This window comes from Phocaeicola plebeius DSM 17135, assembly GCF_000187895.1.
GTDB classification, from domain to species: Bacteria; Bacteroidota; Bacteroidia; order Bacteroidales; family Bacteroidaceae; genus Phocaeicola; species Phocaeicola plebeius.
The window spans coordinates 257,471-275,343 of sequence record NZ_DS990134.1 but is presented as its reverse complement, the minus strand read 5'-3'; the positions used below and the strand labels follow the sequence as shown (position 1 = coordinate 275,343).

The 17,873-nt window shown below is 46.6% G+C and carries 11 protein-coding genes; 6 read left to right on the top strand and 5 right to left on the bottom strand.

All coding sequences use genetic code 11. From position 1 onward, the window contains the following. Positions 1–31: 31 nt before the first annotated feature. Positions 32–2,149: a porin family protein gene (locus BACPLE_RS15970; protein ID WP_007563865.1), complete on the bottom strand. Its 2,118-nt coding sequence runs from the start codon at positions 2,147–2,149 to the stop codon at positions 32–34. Between the two features lie 150 nt (positions 2,150–2,299). Here BACPLE_RS15970 and BACPLE_RS15965 point away from each other — a divergent pair, with 150 nt between their 5' ends. Next, the gene (locus BACPLE_RS15965; RefSeq protein WP_007563863.1) at positions 2,300–2,743 is read left to right on the top strand and encodes a hypothetical protein; all 444 of its coding nucleotides are present in this window, start codon (positions 2,300–2,302) and stop codon (positions 2,741–2,743) included. Between the two features lie 28 nt (positions 2,744–2,771). On the opposite strand, the gene BACPLE_RS15960 is transcribed toward BACPLE_RS15965, so the two are convergent. After that, entirely contained in the window at positions 2,772–3,653 is an 882-nt protein-coding gene (locus tag BACPLE_RS15960) for an MBL fold metallo-hydrolase (RefSeq protein WP_007563861.1), read from the bottom strand. Positions 3,654–3,676: 23 nt separating this feature from the next. Further along, a complete protein-coding gene (locus tag BACPLE_RS15955) occupies positions 3,677–5,233 on the bottom strand; it encodes an ATP-binding protein (protein ID WP_007563859.1) in 1,557 nt (518 codons plus the stop codon). A gap of 159 nt (positions 5,234–5,392) precedes the next feature. Between BACPLE_RS15955 and BACPLE_RS15950 the strand changes: the two genes are divergently transcribed. After that, a complete protein-coding gene (locus tag BACPLE_RS15950; RefSeq protein ID WP_040313345.1) occupies positions 5,393–5,671 on the top strand; it encodes a hypothetical protein in 279 nt (92 codons plus the stop codon). A 15-nt stretch (positions 5,672–5,686) separates the two neighbouring features. Here the strand turns inward: BACPLE_RS15950 and BACPLE_RS15945 are convergent, their stop codons facing one another. Continuing rightward, positions 5,687–7,120 carry an SH3 domain-containing protein gene (locus tag BACPLE_RS15945; protein WP_007563855.1) on the bottom strand — a complete coding sequence of 478 codons (1,434 nt, stop codon included), beginning with the start codon at positions 7,118–7,120 and terminating at the stop codon, positions 5,687–5,689. 334 nt (positions 7,121–7,454) lie between these two features. On the opposite strand from BACPLE_RS15945, the gene BACPLE_RS15940 reads away from it, so the two are divergent. From BACPLE_RS15940 to BACPLE_RS15925, 4 genes are all read left to right on the top strand, one after another. Continuing rightward, on the top strand, positions 7,455–8,651 hold the full coding sequence (locus BACPLE_RS15940; protein WP_085930698.1) for a glycoside hydrolase family 88/105 protein: 1,197 nt from the start codon (positions 7,455–7,457) through the stop codon (positions 8,649–8,651). Positions 8,652–8,672: 21 nt separating this feature from the next. Then, positions 8,673–10,421, top strand: coding sequence for a pectinesterase family protein (locus tag BACPLE_RS15935; RefSeq protein ID WP_007563851.1), 1,749 nt, complete (start codon positions 8,673–8,675; stop codon positions 10,419–10,421). A gap of 17 nt (positions 10,422–10,438) precedes the next feature. Beyond that, entirely contained in the window at positions 10,439–11,749 is a 1,311-nt protein-coding gene (locus BACPLE_RS15930) for an acetylxylan esterase (RefSeq protein ID WP_007563849.1), read from the top strand. 93 nt (positions 11,750–11,842) lie between these two features. Further along, positions 11,843–16,276, top strand: a complete 4,434-nt coding sequence (locus BACPLE_RS15925) for a hybrid sensor histidine kinase/response regulator transcription factor (protein ID WP_007563848.1) — start codon at positions 11,843–11,845, stop codon at positions 16,274–16,276. A 69-nt stretch (positions 16,277–16,345) separates the two neighbouring features. Here the strand turns inward: BACPLE_RS15925 and BACPLE_RS15920 are convergent, their stop codons facing one another. Beyond that, positions 16,346–17,848 (bottom strand): UxaA family hydrolase, encoded by a 1,503-nt coding sequence (locus BACPLE_RS15920; RefSeq protein ID WP_040313403.1) that lies wholly within the window; start codon positions 17,846–17,848, stop codon positions 16,346–16,348. Positions 17,849–17,873: the final 25 nt, after the last annotated feature.

The following is a 17,873-nucleotide window of genomic DNA, read 5'->3' as shown; positions in this document are numbered from 1 at the left end:
GTTCATACCGAAATTTCTCCCTTTTATATCACTATTTCATAATGGCAGACACCGCCCCCGACTGCTCGCCGACCTCGTTCCCTCGCTTCACCTTCTTGCCGTATCCGAATGTATAAGTGACCGACAGATTCAGGCGCTGATGGAAATTGTTACCTTCTACAAGCCGGGTTTCGGAATAAAGAGGAGTGGACAACAGATTCGTGGCACACAGCCAGTCCTTACGGAACAGGTTCATTCCGCTTACACGGATGTTCCAGTTGGAACGGCTCCACCCGGCCAAAACCTGATAGAAATCACGGTCTTTATAGATTACGCCCCGGTTGCCCTGTACCGTAAGGCTTCGAGTCTGATAAGCTGCCTGAAAATAGAAATCACCCAGATAATAAGTGGCAGAGGCATTGCAGTAGAACGGGGACTGCGAAATGTCGAAAAGCCCCGTCATGCGATAGAAGGAAACCGAGGGAGAGGCCGCCAGTTGCAGCTTCCCTTTGAACAGTCTGTAATTGAACGACAAGCCTATCTGTGTCCGGTTGTATGCCCCATCCGTCTCAAACGTACGGAGCAGAGCCTTACCGTCCTGATAAGGCTGGTAAACCGGCACATACAGGTTGTATTCGCCGAAGTACTGCATAAATGCCGAAGCAGAGAATGCGCTCGTCGGTATCCAATTGTAGGACAGGTTGAAGGTCACCTGTCGGGAAAGTCCGATGGTAGGATTTCCCGTATAGTACATCAGCTCGTTCTGCTGAAGAACATTCGGTGTCTTTTCACTGGCCCCGGGGTAGTTTGCCCCGAAATGGAAGAAAGTACGGAACGAGTGCTTTTGTGAGGGAGAGAAACCTGCAGACAAGTTCAGCAGCGGATAGACCTCTGCCACAGACTGGTCGTTAATCTGGTTCTTTTCCCATTGTAAGGCAGCGTCGGCCCGGACGTTCCATCGGGCATTCGAGAAATTATAACCCAGCGCGGCACCGGCATAGGTGTCTGAGAAATCGTTGTCGTAGGGCGATGTACCCGAATAGTTCACGTTGTTGGAGGTCGAGCCGAACCATGCCCGGAAGAAAGCGCTTTGCTTGTCGGCTATCTTCTTGAACAACGTGGCACTTCCCCGGAACTGCCAGACATCCTCCCTTGAAATGTTCGCAATGCGGGAACTGCCCGGCAATGAAGTCTGATAAAGATACGAATAATTCGTATGCCCATAATTCATGCCTGGTGACACGCTGAGGTCAAAATCGTGGGGAAGGATAAAATAATAGTTACCCGACCAGACAAAATAACGGCTGGTGGACGGCTCGTTTTTATAGTAAGAATAATCGGTGTTTTGCTGGGGAACAAACGACAGTATGCCCTTTGTTTCCGACAACGGAGTCTGGTCAAAATTGAAACCAACGGTATTGGCTATCTGCATTTTATCGGTGTCATAGATGGCCCGGAACGTGACCGGATACTGGTTGTACTTGAGGCGGGAACTCTCCAGCGTTTCGTTTCGGTTCATCTGATAGGCTTCTCCCGCTTCATTCTGCAGACTGTAGATTCCGGAAACGGAATTGCCCGAATGGCTGATATCATGATTGGAAGCCCCCGCATACAAATCGTAGGTCATCCGTTTATGCACAAACTTGGAGTAAACCGAAGCCCGACTTGAGAGTTTGCCTATCAGAAAGTTTTCATTCAAGGTTGCCTTAGTATAGCCTCCATATTCGTATTGCTGTACAATGAAATTGACCACATGCTCCTTTCCCTGGAAACGTGGGTCAGCCGGGAAGTCAAGGTATTCCACCCGTCGCACATCGGAAGTGGATATTCCCTCCATTTCTTCTGCCGAAGCAGGAATATAGTTGATGTATATGTCTACACCCTGTCCGCTAGGCGTGGTGACCGTATTATCCATCAGGTTAATGTTGATTTGAGGTATGGCGAGCTGCTTCAGAAGGTCTATCGCATTTTGTGCGGAAGTTTTCTGGCGGGCTGTCGGAGTGAAGATGGAAGAGGAAGCATCGGTACGGTGCATCCGGGCTTTCACCACCACTTCCTTCATCTCGATAGTAGACAGGCTGTCGAGTGTCTGGCTTACGCCTTTTGCCGGAAAAATGCCTATCAGGCACATCATCAACCCGCAAAAAGATTTCTGTTTTTTTTCTGTCATATCTAGGTATGGTGTAACAATTTGCTTCGCAACAACAAAAATAAGGGAAAAACTCTAGTTTTACAATAAAAAGACAGGCATTGGAGCACTTCTTCGCTCATTTTTTGTATATTTGTTCATTATCCAATTACATATCTTGCCTTAAACCATATGGAAAATTTCAGACTTAAAAACAGATGGATTTATGGGGGCTACATTATCCTGTGGTGGTTCCTCGGAGGACTGATTTTTTATTGCATCCTGAATATGATTACCCAAGTCCCTAAAGAAGATGCAAGTTTCCTGTATCCTTACTCATCCTATATGCTGAGCGGGATTCTCATCGGCTGGATGCACAGTCGCACTTATTACGCCGTAAGGAACGACATACTGCAACTGCGAACTCCACACCTCCTTTTGAAGACAGTTGTTTTACAGGATATCATAAAAACAGACCATTATGCCTCCACTAAGTTCGACGTGATTCATGGATGGTATAACGTATGCCTTACTCTTCAGAAAGGAAAGAAAGTCTATTTATATGCAAAGGATGAGAAAAAGCTAATCGCATTATTAGAAGAAAGAAACAATGCGACAGCTTTTATAAACGATTAATCTAAAAGACATCACGAACTCCACAGCCTTATTCCGCAAAGGCCGGAACAGGAAGATGCATGCCTGCCATTACCAGTCCGTTTTCACGGGCATATTGCAGGTAGTATTTGCGGCTTTTTATGGCTCCGGTCTTATCCATGTCATACTGCGCACAGATTTCGGGATGATCTTTCTGCAAGGCATACCCGTGAAACAAATCACCAATTATCAGCAGCTTGCCCACCTTATAAACGGTATGCCCCGGTGTATGTCCCATTGCCTCCATTGGAAGTATATTTCCGAGAAGCGTATCTCCAAAAGCAAAAAGATGCAGACGGTCTTTATAGGCATTCATCGTGGTCTCTACCTGTGCCCTTTTGTCGGCCGGCATTTTCATCCAGGCATCGTATTCTGCCTTCGAAGCATATACCTCAGCCTTCGGGAATACCACCTTACCGTCCTTCATCATTCCGCCGATATGGTCGCCATGGAAGTGGGTAAGAAACAAGCAGTCTATATCTTCAGGCTTTACGTTCAACGATTTCAAGCCCTCCATCATCCGGCTATCAGGAGCACCGACACCGGTATCGAAAAGCATCCGCTTGCCAACACATTCAATCAAAAACGTACTGACGGAAGCCGGTATGCCCTCTTGAAGAGAAAGGCTGTCCATCAGCGCATCTGTCGCATCCGGAAAGAGAGTACGCGGCATCAACCGTGGGCTGGCATTGTCACGAATCCATGTCACCTTCATACCGTCCAGCGTCAACGTGGCCAGCAGGCTGTCTTTCTGTAACTTTACCTGAGTACATACGGTCTTTGTCGTATCTGCATCCATATCTTTCTCTGCTTTCTGTTTATTCTGCCCTCCGCAACCAAAAAACAAGAAGGCTGATAATACGGCGGCACCCGTCATCACATAATTTTTCATACGTATTTGTTTGTAGTTTCTTCTTATTTTCCCATCTCTACCTTCACTTCCTGAATGTTCCGAAGCTCATCGCTGAAGTTGACACCAATCTTGTAGACCGTACGGCTGTCCTTGGCAAAAGGTGCGGCATAACCTTTCTCCCGAATCTGGGCCAAAGCTTCGTCCGCGCTGCCGTTCAGCTTGAATTCCATGATGTACACGTAGTCCTGCGTCTGGAGTACCAGGTCAATCCGACCGCGACTGGTGTGGTACTCCACCTGCACATAGAAACCCATCAGCTTGAAAATGATGTAGAGAATATTCTGGTAGTGTACTTCACGGTCGCGCGCCAGCTCGTAAGGAATGTCGGCAAACATAGTCTTCAACCGTTCGAAGAAATCGTCTACTTTGCCTGCCATTACTTCCTCCACAAAGCACTGAATCTGATAGGGTGACTTGCTTACGCTCACCGACGCGTAGTTGGGCAGCAGGAACTTGAAGAAGCCCTGTTCCACCTCGCGGTTGGGGAAACCCAGCGTGTAGTTCTCGAACATCTTGTTGTAACCCTTGATGGTGAGGTAGCCGCTCTGGTAAATGACCGGAATCGGATCGGTAGAGGCCGTATCAATACTGTCCAGCACCGGCTGGCTGGTGACGATGTGTTCCAGTTCTTCTATCGGATAGTGGTGGAGCTTGAGCAGTTCGACGAGGTAAGTCGGTGTGCCTGTCTCAAACCAGTAGCTACCGAACTTTTTCTTCGCAAACGTATTGAGCAGACTGAACGGATTGTACATGCCTACGGCATTTTCCGTGAAGTGATAGCCATCGTAATTGGATTTCAGTTCCGCACAAGTCTCTTCATAAGTCAGGCCCGCAGCTGTAGCCAGCACGTGAATGTCTTCCTCAAAATACGTATGGATTTCCTTTTCGCTGATGCCGCAGATTTCCACGTAACGGTCGTCCATGGAGATGTCCATCAGGTTATTCAAATCACTGAACACGCTGACCTTACCGAACTTGGTCACTCCTGTAAGCAGGGCAAAGCGGATGCACCCGTCCATGGACTTCAATGCTCCGTAGAAGGCTTTCAGGGTGCTGCGGTATTCATTCTGCAAGGCTTCATTGCCGATGGCTTGGAGCATGGGTTTGTCGTATTCGTCGATGAGAATTACCACCCGGCGGCCTGTCTGCTCGCATGCACGGCGGATGATGCCTTGGAAACGCCGGGCCACACCGATTTCACTGGAAGATGCTCCATAAAGTGCTTCCCAGTTCTGCACGTTTTCCTCCAACACGTTGGTCAGCGATTCCGGTGTATCGTATTTCTGCGTATTCAAATCCAGGTGCAGCACCGGATATACTGTCCAGTCCTTCTCCAGCTTCTCCAGTGCCAGTCCCTTGAAAAGTTCTTTCTTTCCTTGTGCGTAAGCTTCAAGGGTCGACAATAGCAGGCTTTTGCCAAAGCGTCGCGGACGGCTCAGAAAATAGTATTTATTTGTATTAAACAATTCATATATCTGTGCAGTTTTGTCTACATACACATAACCATCATGTATCAGGCCTTCAAAGTTCTGCACTCCTACCGGATATAGCTTGCTCATAACCACTGGATTTTGATTCTACTGCGAATGTAGCAATTTTCAGTGAACATTCAAACAGACGAAGAATAGGAAACTGAAAATTAGATGGATAATCACTCGTCCTTTGCAAGAATAATTTTTATCTTTGTATAAGTCAGATTTCTATTCAACATAACCATCATGGGAACATTAGGATGCATCCACGACATGATGCGGAGGGACAAAGAAAACAGGGAACTCCGTCAGCGCAACCGGGAGCGTATGAAGGAAACGCGCCGGCGAATGACCGAATGCCGGCACACGGAGCTTCCTCCCACTCTTTCCGTGGAAAAACTGAAGGAGATAAAGAAACAGACACAAGAAAAAGAACAAGCCGACCAAAACCATGCCTTCAGAATCAAACTGATTGTAGGGTTAGTCATGCTTGTCCTTCTTCTATTATGCGGATTCTTGCTCTGAATCTTTACACACTTTTTATTTCAGTCCGCCTTTCCGGTGCGGTATAAAATTATTCATATTGTGAAGAAGCTTATCTTTCATAGCAGCCGCATCCGAGGCCGACATCCGCCCGCTTTTCACCAAGTTATCCAAACCATCAATATCATTCTGATAGCTCATTCTATCCAATGTAAATAATCCTTCCTTCAACATATATTCCGGTGCATAGCGTGCCAGCAGCAAGAAACCGATAGCGCACAATATCATGAAAAGAAGCAAGGCCAGAGAAATGGAGCAAGCCACGACCGCTCCCGACACAGCCACCCAGTAAACAAGCAACTGCCCCAGGAAGAAGCCCCAACGGCGATTTTTGGCCCTGCGGAAAAAAGCATACAATACCATCAGCAGATGAGGTATCTGACACAAAAAAGCAATCACTACCACCAGAGGTTCTACTCCCTCAAGAGAGGCTGTCGAATCCAGACTGACCGGCAGGATGATGAAAGCACACAACAAAAGGGCCAGAAAGACACCAAACAACATGCTTTTCCATGAAAAATTAAACACAAAGGTTTCCTGAATATCCACGGTATACTGAAGCAGACACCAAATCTGCACCACGGTAACACCTGCCATGAGAAATACATTCAGCCAGCCCACATCGCTCGTCACCATCAAGAACCAGCCGGCATCAAGTGCTCCAAGAGAAAGCAAATACCAGAGTTCAAGTAGAGACATCAGGCACAACAAACCGCCATAGAGTTTGATGTTAGTCCGAAGCTTCCTGATAAGAGAAACTACAATCAGCACACCTGCCGTAATAATCACCAGCCATACCCCATAGCGTCCGGACTTAAATCCGTTGAAGACCGTATTGCCTGGGACCTTCTCTGTAAGCGCTTTTTCTGACGCATATTCCGGAGAGTCCACACCAAACTCATCGGCCACTTCATAAAGACGCATCTTGTGGAGGAATCTTTTTTTGACATAGGCCTCGCTTCCGTCGGGCAATTTAAATGTACACCACTCTTTTGAACGATACACCACATTCTTGAGTATAGTATCTTGTGGAAGCACCCCGGGCTCCCGCCCGCCATATCCTGGTTCCCCATAGAAAAAAACAGCATCTTCAGTCACCACCCGGTATATTCCGTCACGCGGTGTATAGAGTTGCATGTGCACAAGCCCCTCCGAAGAAGAGCCTTCCATTCCTGAAGGAAAATCAAGTGCCCCCGAATCCACATACCCCGTGTTGCCGTTTCGGGTCTGTACTTTCACCCAAAAATCGGGACGCTCCGGTTTCAAGATTACGACCACATCACCCGCATACAATTTCTGGAGCTTTACGGAACTCGTATTAGGCTGGTCATACAGAATGGCATCCCATGCCAGACCCGAGGTTTTTTCCGCACACACCATGATGGGGAACAAACACAAAAGAAGTCCCCACACAAACTGCTTTACATTCATACTTCATCCATTTTTTGATTAATACACAAAGAATGGTTACAAAATAAATCGTTTTGATTTTTTATTTTCTCCCCGAAAACCGTGATTTATTTTTCTGCTTCTGACTTTTTATATCCTTTATCCCCTAAAGCAGCCGCTTTGCAGCATAACCTTTCTGTTGATGCACCTCCAAAGTGATAAAAACACGGACAAAAACCAATTTTTATACCTTTTGAAGTGAAAACTACACATTTTTCTCCATTAGAAACCCTACTTTTGTTTACGTAAACATATTTGATTGATTCTTTTTTAATTCATTTTATCCATGAAAAACAAACTATGGCATTTAACGGGAATGATAATAGGAGCTTTTCTGCTCATTCCAACCATTACATTTTCTCAGACAGTAAAAAGTGACCAGCCCTGGTCGGTAAGAATGGCTGAGTCGGAACTTATACGATGGCCCGAAGCCTGGCAACTGGATTTCCAGACACAAATGAAATGGGACTACTGTCACGGTCTGGAATTACAGGCCATGCTGGATGTGTACGACCGTTATGGTGACAAACGTTTCTATGAATATGCCCTCACTTATGCCGATACGATGGTCAATGCCGATGGCAGCATCAAAAAATACAAAATGGAAGAATACAGCCTGGACCGTGTAAATTCAGGAAAGTTCCTGTTCCGCATTTACGAACAGACGAAAGAAGAAAAATACAAAAAAGCACTGGCCATGCTCCGGAAACAGTTGGACACCCATCCACGCAATGCCGACGGGGGCTTCTGGCACAAAAAAATCTATCCCCATCAAGTATGGCTGGACGGTATCTATATGGGAGCACCCTTCTATGCTGAATACGCATTCCGTAACACCGAGGTCAATGCCTATCAGGACGTAATCAACCAGTTTCTTATGGCTGCACGGCACACCTACGACCCTCAGACGGACCTTTACCGCCATGCCTGCGACGTAAGCCGCAAGGAACGGTGGGCCGACCCCGTAACCGGACAATCCCAACACAGCTGGGGACGTGCGCTGGGATGGTATGCAATGGCATTTGTAGATGCACTGGAATTTATTCCGGAACATGAGGCTGGAAGAGATTCCATGTTGATTATTTACAATAAAGTTGCAGAACAGATTAAACGCCTGCAGGACAAAAAAACAGGATTATGGTATCAGGTACTCGACCGTAGCGGTGATCCGGGCAATTACTTGGAATCTTCTTGTTCTGCCATGTTTGTATATTCTCTTCTGAAAGGAGTTCAAAAAGGCTACATTGACCAGTCTTACCTGAAAGTGGCAGAAAAAGGCTACAAAGGCATTCTGAAACATTTCATCAAGGTGGACCACAACGGAATGGTCAGCATTACCAAGGTTTGTGCCGTAGCCGGACTGGGAGGTAAGAACTACCGTATGGGAGATTATGATTACTATATCCATGAACTTGTGAGAGACAATGACCCGAAAGCCGTGGCACCCTTCATCATGGCCAGTCTGGAATGGGAACACCTGCAAGACATGAAAGCATTGCTTAACCAGAAATAAAAGCATTTTTACAGTCAAATTATGAAAACAAAATTCGTCTTTATAATCAGCCTGTTTCTCCTGCTGACAGCTTTTACCTCCGAGAAACAGGTCATTACAATCTTTACCATCGGCGATTCCACAATGGCCAACAAGAAACTGGATGGAGGCAATCCCGAACGCGGATGGGGACAAATGCTGTCACGTTATTTTTCAAGTGACATTGTAATAGACAACCATGCCGTGAACGGGCGTAGTTCGAAAAGTTTCATTGATGAAGGACGCTGGGATGCAGTCCTGAAAAAGCTCAAACCGGGAGATTACGTTTTCATCCAGTTCGGCCATAACGATGAGAAGCCCGATCAGGAACGGCATACCGACCCCGGCACGACGTTCGATGCAAACCTGAAACGGTTTGTCACAGAGGCACGTGCCAAAGGAGGCATTCCAGTGCTGTTCAACTCCATTGTCCGCCGCAACTTCGGCAAAGGGGACGCTGATGCCGTGGCGAAGGCCATCATTCAGGATGATTCGCGTGAAAACGCAACCCAGCAGGCAAAAGATACGATCGGTTCAGATGCCCGCCTCATCGATACCCATGGAGCCTATCTGGATTCTCCCCGAAACGTAGCCCGGGAATTGAATGTACCGTTCGTCGATTTAAACAAGCTGACTCATGAGGTAGTGGAAGGCATGGGACCCGAAGATTCAAAGAAACTGTATGTCTGGGTAGCACCAAACACCGTAGCTGCCCTGCCTCAAGGCCGTCAGGACAATACCCATCTGAATGTATATGGAGCGAGCATCGTGGCAGAACTGGCCGCAAAAGCCGTCACGGAAGCAGTGCCAGCACTCAAGCCTTACCTCAGACATTATGATCTGGTAGTAGCGAAAGATGGTTCTGGTGATTTCTTTTCCGTACAGGAGGCTATCAACGCCGTACCTGATTTCCGAAAAGGAAAACGTACCACCATATTAGTCAGAAAAGGAGTCTACAAGGAAAAAATAGTCATTCCAGAAAGCAAACAGCACATCTCCCTCATCGGAGAAGAGGGAACGGTACTTTCGTATGATGACTATGCCCGGAAATTAAACCGGTTCGGAGAAGAAAAAGGGACTTCCGGTTCTGCTTCATGTTACATTTACGGTCCCGACTTTTACGCCGAAAATATCACGTTTGAGAATACCGCCGGGCCCGTAGGGCAAGCCGTGGCCTGCTTTGTAAGTGCCGATCGGGTATATTTCAAGAAATGCCGTTTCTTGGGCTTCCAGGACACACTTTATACCTACCAGAAAGGCAGCCGGCAATATTATGAGGATTGCTATATTCAGGGAACAGTAGACTTTATCTTTGGCTGGTCTGTGGCCGTATTCAATCGCTGCCACATTCACAGTCTGGGAAAAGGATACGTAGCCGCACCTTCTACCGACCAGCATCAGGCATACGGTTATGTATTCTACGATTGCCGGCTGACCGCAGATGAAGGAGTGGAAAAGGTGTATCTTGCCCGTCCGTGGCGCCCCTATGCAAAAGCGGTATTCATCCGCTGCAATCTGGGAAAACACATTACTCCCGAAGGCTGGAACAACTGGCGGAATCCAGCCAATGAGAAGACAGCTTTCTTTGCAGAGTACCAAAACACAGGCGAAGGAGCCAGTCAGGCAGAACGTGTGCCGTACGCTCACCAGTTGAAAGACCTGAAGGAATATGACATGGAGCACATCCTGGCTGGGGAAGACGGCTGGAATCCGGTCAAAAATGGGAACGCCCTGTTGTCTGTCACACGTTAAGCCCCTACTCCGATACTATGAAGACAAGATTTATTTTATGTTTTCTGATGTTGTTCCGCTCTTTTGCCCTTCTGGCAGAGAATTATCCCTACCGGAGTGATGTGCTTTGGATGACGGAACCCGACCATCCCGACTGGATTTATCACACAGGCGAACAGGCCGAAATAGAGGTACGGCTTTATCTATACGGTATGCCACAAGACGGAGTCAAGGTGGATTACGAACTGGCAGATGACCTGATGCCTGCAGATTCACACGGGAGCGTAACCCTACGGAACGGACGGGGCATCATCAAGGCAGGCACCATGAAAAAGCCCGGATTCCGGGACTGCCGGCTGACAGCTCATCTGCAAGGAAAAACCTACCGACACCATATCAAAGTCGGCTTTTCACCGGAACGAATCCGGCCTTATACGCAAAAGCCGGACGATTTTGAAACGTTTTGGGAAGAAAATATGAAAGAAGCTGCGGCCTTCCCTCTAAGCTATACGATGAGTCCGGTCAAGGAACTATGCACCGAAAAGGCAGACTGTTATCTGGTGAAGTTGCAACTCAACCGCAAGGGACAGGCTATTTATGGCTATCTGTTCCGTCCGAAAGGAGCAACTTCAAAGAGTTGTCCGGTGGTACTCTGTCCTCCCGGAGCAGGCATAAAGACCATTAAAAACCCGCTGCGCCATGCATTTTATGCCGAGCAAGGATTTATCCGGTTTGAATTCGAAATACACGGCCTCAACCCTACGTGGTCTGAAGAAATGTTCCAAGAAATCAGCCGTGCCTTCAACGGAGCCGAGAACGGTTATCTGACTTATGGTCTGGACAACCGCGACAATTATTACATGAGACGGGTATATCTGGCTTGTATACGCTGCATTGACTTCCTGACTGCCCTGCCCGAATGGGATGGGAAAAATGTCATTGTACAAGGAGCAAGCCAAGGCGGTGCCCTAGCCCTTGTTACTGCGGCCCTCGACAAGCGGGTAACCTTATGTGCCGCAAGCCATCCGGCATTAAGTGATATGGCAGCCTACCGTGCCGGACGGGCAGACGGCTATCCACATTTTTCCAAAATAAAAGGGATGGACACCCCGGAAAAAAGAAAGACCATGGCCTATTACGATGTCATTAATTTTACACGACAAATTACAGTGCCTACCTTTCTCACATGGGGATTCAACGACAATACCTGCCCTCCCACAACCAGTTACGCTGTGTATAACACGCTGGCATGTCCTAAAGAAACCCTGATTACTCCGGTCAACGAACACTGGACGTCGGACACAACGGAACATGCCATTCTGGAATGGATAGAAAAAAATCTACAATAATCCTTCCTATTAGCCCCTGAAGCTATTTTTAGGGGGCTAAAGATATTTATTACCCCGTTTTTTCTATCTTTGCAATATATATAAGGAGATATTATGAAAATAAAATTCATCTGTTTATTTCTCACCATACTGAATATCATCCATGCACAGGCACAGCAAGAATGCGTATTGACGCACTATTCATCGGAAGACGGCTTGTCGGAAAATACAGTAATGGATATTCTTCAGGATGACAAAGGAAACATGTGGTTCTCTACATGGAACGGAATCAACAAATTCGACGGATATACCTTCCACACTTATAAAGGTAATCTGGATAACCAGACAATCTTAGGCAGCAACCGAATTGACTGCATGAGAATGGACACACAAGGGTATATCTGGTTGCAGACTTACGATGAAAATGTGTTCCGTTTCAATCCCCGCACTGAATTGTTTGAAAAGATTCCAGCTTCAGAAGAAGCAGGAAACGGAATTCATATATCTTCCATCAAAGTCCTTCCCAACGGACACACCTGGCTACTGACACGCGGGGAAGGAGCCATAAGGGTTACGACAGACTCTTTATCGGGACAAGTGAAGACTGATTATTACTCTCCGAAATCGGAAAAATGTCCGGTAACAACCGTCTATAATTTATTCGTATCGGAAGGGAATGAATGGATTTTGTCCGATAACGGACTGGGATGCATTCCGACCGGACAGTCAATGCCTCAATTTTACTTCCGGGACGCGGACAGAGAGCGATTCTACGTGGCCGGAGAAGTGAACGACCAGCTCTTTTTCGGAGCTGCACAAGGTACTGTGTGGAGATTCCAAAAGTCCACAAAAAAGTTCTCTCCTCTCAAACTGCCAGCATCTTCCAACGTATGCGGTATTGAATACCTCAAGTCACTGAAACAAGTACTGATTGCCACAGTTTCCGACGGTTTTTTCCTGTATCACACAGACAATGGCGACATACAGCACTTTCCACCTTCCCTTTTACTGGAGGCTCCTGTAGAATCGGTATTCATGGACTCCACCGGAGAAATCTGGTTTGAGCAAAATATCGTGGGAGAAGTGGCTCATTTCAACCCCTATCACCTGACTGTCAAATGCGAGAAAGTGTATGTAGAGCCTACATACACAGACAGGTCACGCCCGGCATTTCACATACACGAGGATAAGGCCGGACAATTGTGGGTGCACCCTTATGGAGGGGGATTTTCCTATTTCGATAGGAAACATAACTGCCTGCGTCCGTTCTACAACAGCATGACAGGAAACGGCTGGCGTTTTTCCAACAAGATTCATTCGGCCTTCTCTGACAAACAGGGAAATTTGTGGATGGGCACGCACTCCAAAGGACTGGAAAAAGCTACTTTCCGGACCGAGCATTTCAAGCTAAGAATTCCGGTAGATACGCCTTATGAATCGCTGAGCAATGAAGTCCGTGCCATTTTTGACGATGAAAAAGGATTTTTATGGATTGGGCTGAAGGATGGAATGCTGCGCGTATATGACAAAGCAAATCGGGAAATAGGCTACCTCACCGAAACAGGAAAAATCTCGCATCAAGGCACTCCGCTGGCCGGCAATGTATACCATCTTCTGAAAGACAGTAAGGGCATTTTATGGATAGCCACCAAGGGGGCCGGACTGATTAAGGCAGAACCCACCAAAGACCCGCTTCAGTTCAAACTGACAAACTTCCGCTACAACCCGAACGATGTATACAGTCTGTCGGACAACAATCTTTATTGTGTATATGAAGACATTACCGGACGAATATGGGTGGTAACTTTCTCCAACGGCATCAATTATATCACTGAAAATGAAAAAGGAGAAACACTGTTCATCAACCACCGGAACCGTCTGACCCACTACCCTACCGACTACTGCAACAAAGTCCGCTGCATCACCGGTGACTCCAAAGGAAGATTGTGGATTGGTACAACACACGGTTTGCTAATGACTCATGTCAAATTCACCCGCCCCGAAGATGTTCAGTTCAAGCATTATTTTTGCTCTTCCGAGAACCAGCATACACTGAGCAATAATGACATCTACTGGATAGAGGTCACACAAAACGACGAGCTTTTCATGGCTACTTTCGGCGGAGGACTGAACAAACTTATCGACATAGACAACAACGGGAAAGCCCGTTTTAAATCGTACACTGAGTATGACGGCCTTCCTTCAGATATCCTGATGTCTATCAGTGAAGACAAACACGGGCATTTATGGATTGGTACTGAAAACGGACTAAGCAAGTTCTCCCCCAAAGAGGAAAGATTCGAAAACTTCCGGTACCGGTTTCGGGGATACAACCTTCGGTTCTGTGAGGCTTCTTCTGCCTGTCTGTCTAACGGCGACATGATGTTTGGCACCAATAATGGTGTATTGCAGTTTACACCAGACTCCATCAAGAAAAGTGACTATGTACCGCAACTGGTGTTTTCACAGCTATTGCTTGCCAACAAGACGGTAGCTCCGGGAGAGCACTCCGTCCTGCAACGTGCACTCGATTATATGGACGAATTGACCTTATCGCACAAAGAGAATATTTTTACTATCCAGTATGCGGCTCTCGATTATACGAGTCCTAACGACATACAATATGCTTATATGCTCGATGGCTTTGAAAGCAACTGGAACTACGTCGGTAAACAGCGGATGGCCACTTATACCAATCTGCCTAAGGGAGAATATGTGTTTAAAGTCAAATCTACCAATGCCGACGGGGTATGGACCGACAACATCCGTACCCTTCATATCACCGTGCTTCCTTCGTTCTGGGAAACCCCGTGGGCATATCTGCTGTATGTACTTGCACTGCTGCTCGTAGTCTTCATTGCGGTCTATATTTTATCTACTATCTACCGTCTGAAGCACAGAGTGGCCATGGAGCATCAGCTCACCGACATGAAACTGCGATTCTTTACTGACATTTCTCACGAACTGCGTACTCCGCTTACCCTGATTTCTGCTCCTCTGGAATACATCATGGGACGCAAGGAACTGTCGCATGAGGTGAAAGAACAGCTGACGGTGGTAGACAGAAACACCAAACGAATGCTGAGACTGGTCAATCAGATTCTGGACTTCCGGAAGATTCAGAATAAAAAAATGAAAATGATTGTGCAGCAAACCGACATCGTGCCCTACACCCGCAGCATCATGGACAATTTTGAAGCTTTGGCCAAAGACCACCACATGCAGTTTGTTTTTGAAACCAATAAAGAACATATCTTCCTGTGGGTAGATGCCGACAAGTTTGAAAAAATAGTATATAACCTGTTGTCGAATTCCTTTAAATATACCCCCGACGGTAAAAGAATCAAGGTAACCCTCACTGAGAACCTGGACAGTGTGTCTGTTTCTGTAGAAGACCAGGGAATAGGTATTACGGAAAACAAGAAGAAGGTACTTTTTGTACGCTTCGAAAATCATGTAGACTCCAAAATCTTCAAGCAAATGAGTACCGGAATCGGACTTTCACTTGTAAAAGATTTTGTAGACATGCATCATGCCTCCATTTCGGTTTGGAGTAAAGTCAATGAAGGAAGTTGCTTCAAGATTGATTTCTTGAAAGGAAAATCACATTACGGCGACAAAGTGGAATTTATCTTAGATGATATGGTTACTTCAGAGCCACAAGTTCCGGCTCAAACGGTGGAAGAAAGCACGCCAAGCACTAACGTTCCTGTCCCTGAAGAAGCAAACGATATTCAGAAAGACACTATGCTTCTGGTGGAAGACAATGTAGAATTGAGAAGTTTCCTACGCACGATTTTCGCAGATGAATACCATGTAGTAGAAGCCGTTAATGGTGCTGACGGACTGGAGAAAGCCTTGAAGCTGATACCCGACATCATCATCAGTGATGTCATGATGCCGGTAAAAGATGGATTTGAAATGATGCAGGATTTAAGAAATGAACTTACCACAAGTCATATTCCTCTTATCCTGCTGACTGCCAAAACAGCCATTGAAAGCAAACTGGAAGGGCTGGCATACGGAGCCGACGATTATATTACCAAACCTTTCAGTGCCACTTACCTGCAAGCACGGGTGAAGAACATTCTGATAAAACGCAGAAAGCTGCAAGAAATATTCCGGGAGAAACTGATGGACAGTCCGTCTAAAACTGACACGAAGGACGAAGCTCCCTCAGAAAAAATACCCGAAATGTCACCGTCCGACCAAAAGTTCATGAACAAGCTGATGGAGCTGATGGAAGCTAATCTGGACAACGGCAACCTGATTGTAGACGACCTGGTAAAAGAAATGGCTGTCAGCCGTTCCGTCTTCTTCAAAAAGCTGAAATCACTGACAGGATTTGCTCCCGTAGAATTTATCCGTGAAGTGAGAATCAACCGGGCTGTACAGCTGATTGATACGGGTGAGTACTCCATCACACAGATTTCTTACATGGTAGGAATCAACGACCCGCGGTATTTCAGCAAATGTTTTAAACAGAAAATGGGCATGACTCCGAGCGAATACCGTGACAGTAAGGGAAACGGACATACTGGTCAGTAAAGAAATACGCTGTTATTCTAAAAATAAAATCCGGGAAAGGCTGACAGACCTTTTCCGGATTTCGTATGTTTAAAGTATCACACCCGTTTTAAAGATTGAAATCTCCCGGTAATTGTTTTCCTCGTTTTTAGTCCGTTTGCCAGAACAAATTTCCATCACAAAACGGAAAAACTCTACCTGCACGTCCAGCATCGGCACTCCTTCTGCTATGACACCGGCATTGAAATCCATCCACCGTTGCTTATGCTGATAAAGCAAAGAATTCGTTGACACCTTCAACGTAGGTACAAAGGTGCCGAAGGGCGTACCACGTCCGGTAGTAAACAACACCAGATGACATCCCGATGCAGCCAACGCCGTACTTGCCACCAAATCATTACCCGGTGCACTAAGCAAATTCAAGCCCGAGGTACAAATACGGTCACCATACTCCATCACATCCATCACGGCACTGCTTCCTGACTTCTGCGTGCAACCCAATGATTTTTCCTCCAAAGTAGAAATACCTCCTGCCTTATTTCCCGGAGAAGGATTTTCATAAATCACCTGCCCGTTGCGAATAAAATAATTCTTGAAATTATTAATAAGACTGACAGTCTTGTCAAATACCTCCCGATTGATGCAGCGTCCCATCAGAATCGTTTCCGCGCCAAACATTTCGGGCACCTCTGTCAAGACACATGTACCTCCACAAGCTATCAGCTGGTCAGAGAAACGTCCCAGCAACGGATTTCCCGTGATGCCGGAGAATCCATCCGACCCGCCGCATTTCAGACCTATTTTCAGTTTCGATACCGGGATATCCACCCGCTTGTCCTGCTTCACCGTTTCATACAAGTCCGACAAGATTTGGAGTCCGGCCGCAATCTCATCATCGACTTTCTGACACTCCATAAACTTGATACGATCTGCATCATAATCGCCCAAAAGCGTTTTCAAGGCAGCCACCTGATTATTCTCGCAACCTAATCCCAGTACAAGTACTCCTCCCGCATTGGGATGCAGAATGATGTCGCGCAGGATTTTACGCGTATTTTCATGGTCATCCGAGAGCTGTGAACATCCCCAGGTATGGGTAAAGGCATGTATACCTTCAAAACCCTCGGTGTCAGGCTCAGCCGTGGCCACTTTCTCGTTGAACAGTTTCACCAGTTCATTGGCAACCCCGTTGACACATCCCACCGTGGGAACTATCCAGATTTCATTACGTATGCCGGCTTCTCCATTCTTCCGTTCATAGCCACGGAAAGAGAGCTTCCTGTCCCCCTCCACAGAAGGAATATCCACCGGAGTATAGGAATAATCCTTAACTTCTCCCAAAAGCGTCTTGAGATATTTCTCATTAATCAAAGTACCGGCCGGTCTCTCTGCCTTCAGGGCACCAATCGGGAAGCCATACTTTATCACTACATCGCCCATCTTCAAATCAGTCAAGGCTATTTTATGTCCGGCAGGAATATCTTCTTTCAATACCACAGCAACACCATCTGCAGAAACAACTGTTCCAGTCTGCAAGTCGGCCAGTGCCACCGCCACATTGTCGGCAGGGTGTATATGTAAAAATTTCTCCATTTTCTTTTTTTCTTTATTTCTGTCC

Excerpts from the sequence above, each read along its gene's own strand:
- BACPLE_RS15970 (WP_007563865.1), bottom strand. The coding sequence starts at position 2,149 with ATGACAGAAAAAAAACAGAAATCTTTTTGCGGGTTGATGATGTGCCTG.
- BACPLE_RS15965 (WP_007563863.1), top strand. The coding sequence starts at position 2,300 with ATGGAAAATTTCAGACTTAAAAACAGATGGATTTATGGGGGCTACATT.
- BACPLE_RS15960 (WP_007563861.1), bottom strand. The coding sequence starts at position 3,653 with ATGAAAAATTATGTGATGACGGGTGCCGCCGTATTATCAGCCTTCTTG.
- BACPLE_RS15955 (WP_007563859.1), bottom strand. The coding sequence starts at position 5,233 with ATGAGCAAGCTATATCCGGTAGGAGTGCAGAACTTTGAAGGCCTGATA.
- BACPLE_RS15950 (WP_040313345.1), top strand. The coding sequence starts at position 5,393 with ATGGGAACATTAGGATGCATCCACGACATGATGCGGAGGGACAAAGAA.
- BACPLE_RS15945 (WP_007563855.1), bottom strand. The coding sequence starts at position 7,120 with ATGAATGTAAAGCAGTTTGTGTGGGGACTTCTTTTGTGTTTGTTCCCC.
- BACPLE_RS15940 (WP_085930698.1), top strand. The coding sequence starts at position 7,455 with ATGATAATAGGAGCTTTTCTGCTCATTCCAACCATTACATTTTCTCAG.
- BACPLE_RS15935 (WP_007563851.1), top strand. The coding sequence starts at position 8,673 with ATGAAAACAAAATTCGTCTTTATAATCAGCCTGTTTCTCCTGCTGACA.
- BACPLE_RS15930 (WP_007563849.1), top strand. The coding sequence starts at position 10,439 with ATGAAGACAAGATTTATTTTATGTTTTCTGATGTTGTTCCGCTCTTTT.
- BACPLE_RS15925 (WP_007563848.1), top strand. The coding sequence starts at position 11,843 with ATGAAAATAAAATTCATCTGTTTATTTCTCACCATACTGAATATCATC.
- BACPLE_RS15920 (WP_040313403.1), bottom strand. The coding sequence starts at position 17,848 with ATGGAGAAATTTTTACATATACACCCTGCCGACAATGTGGCGGTGGCA.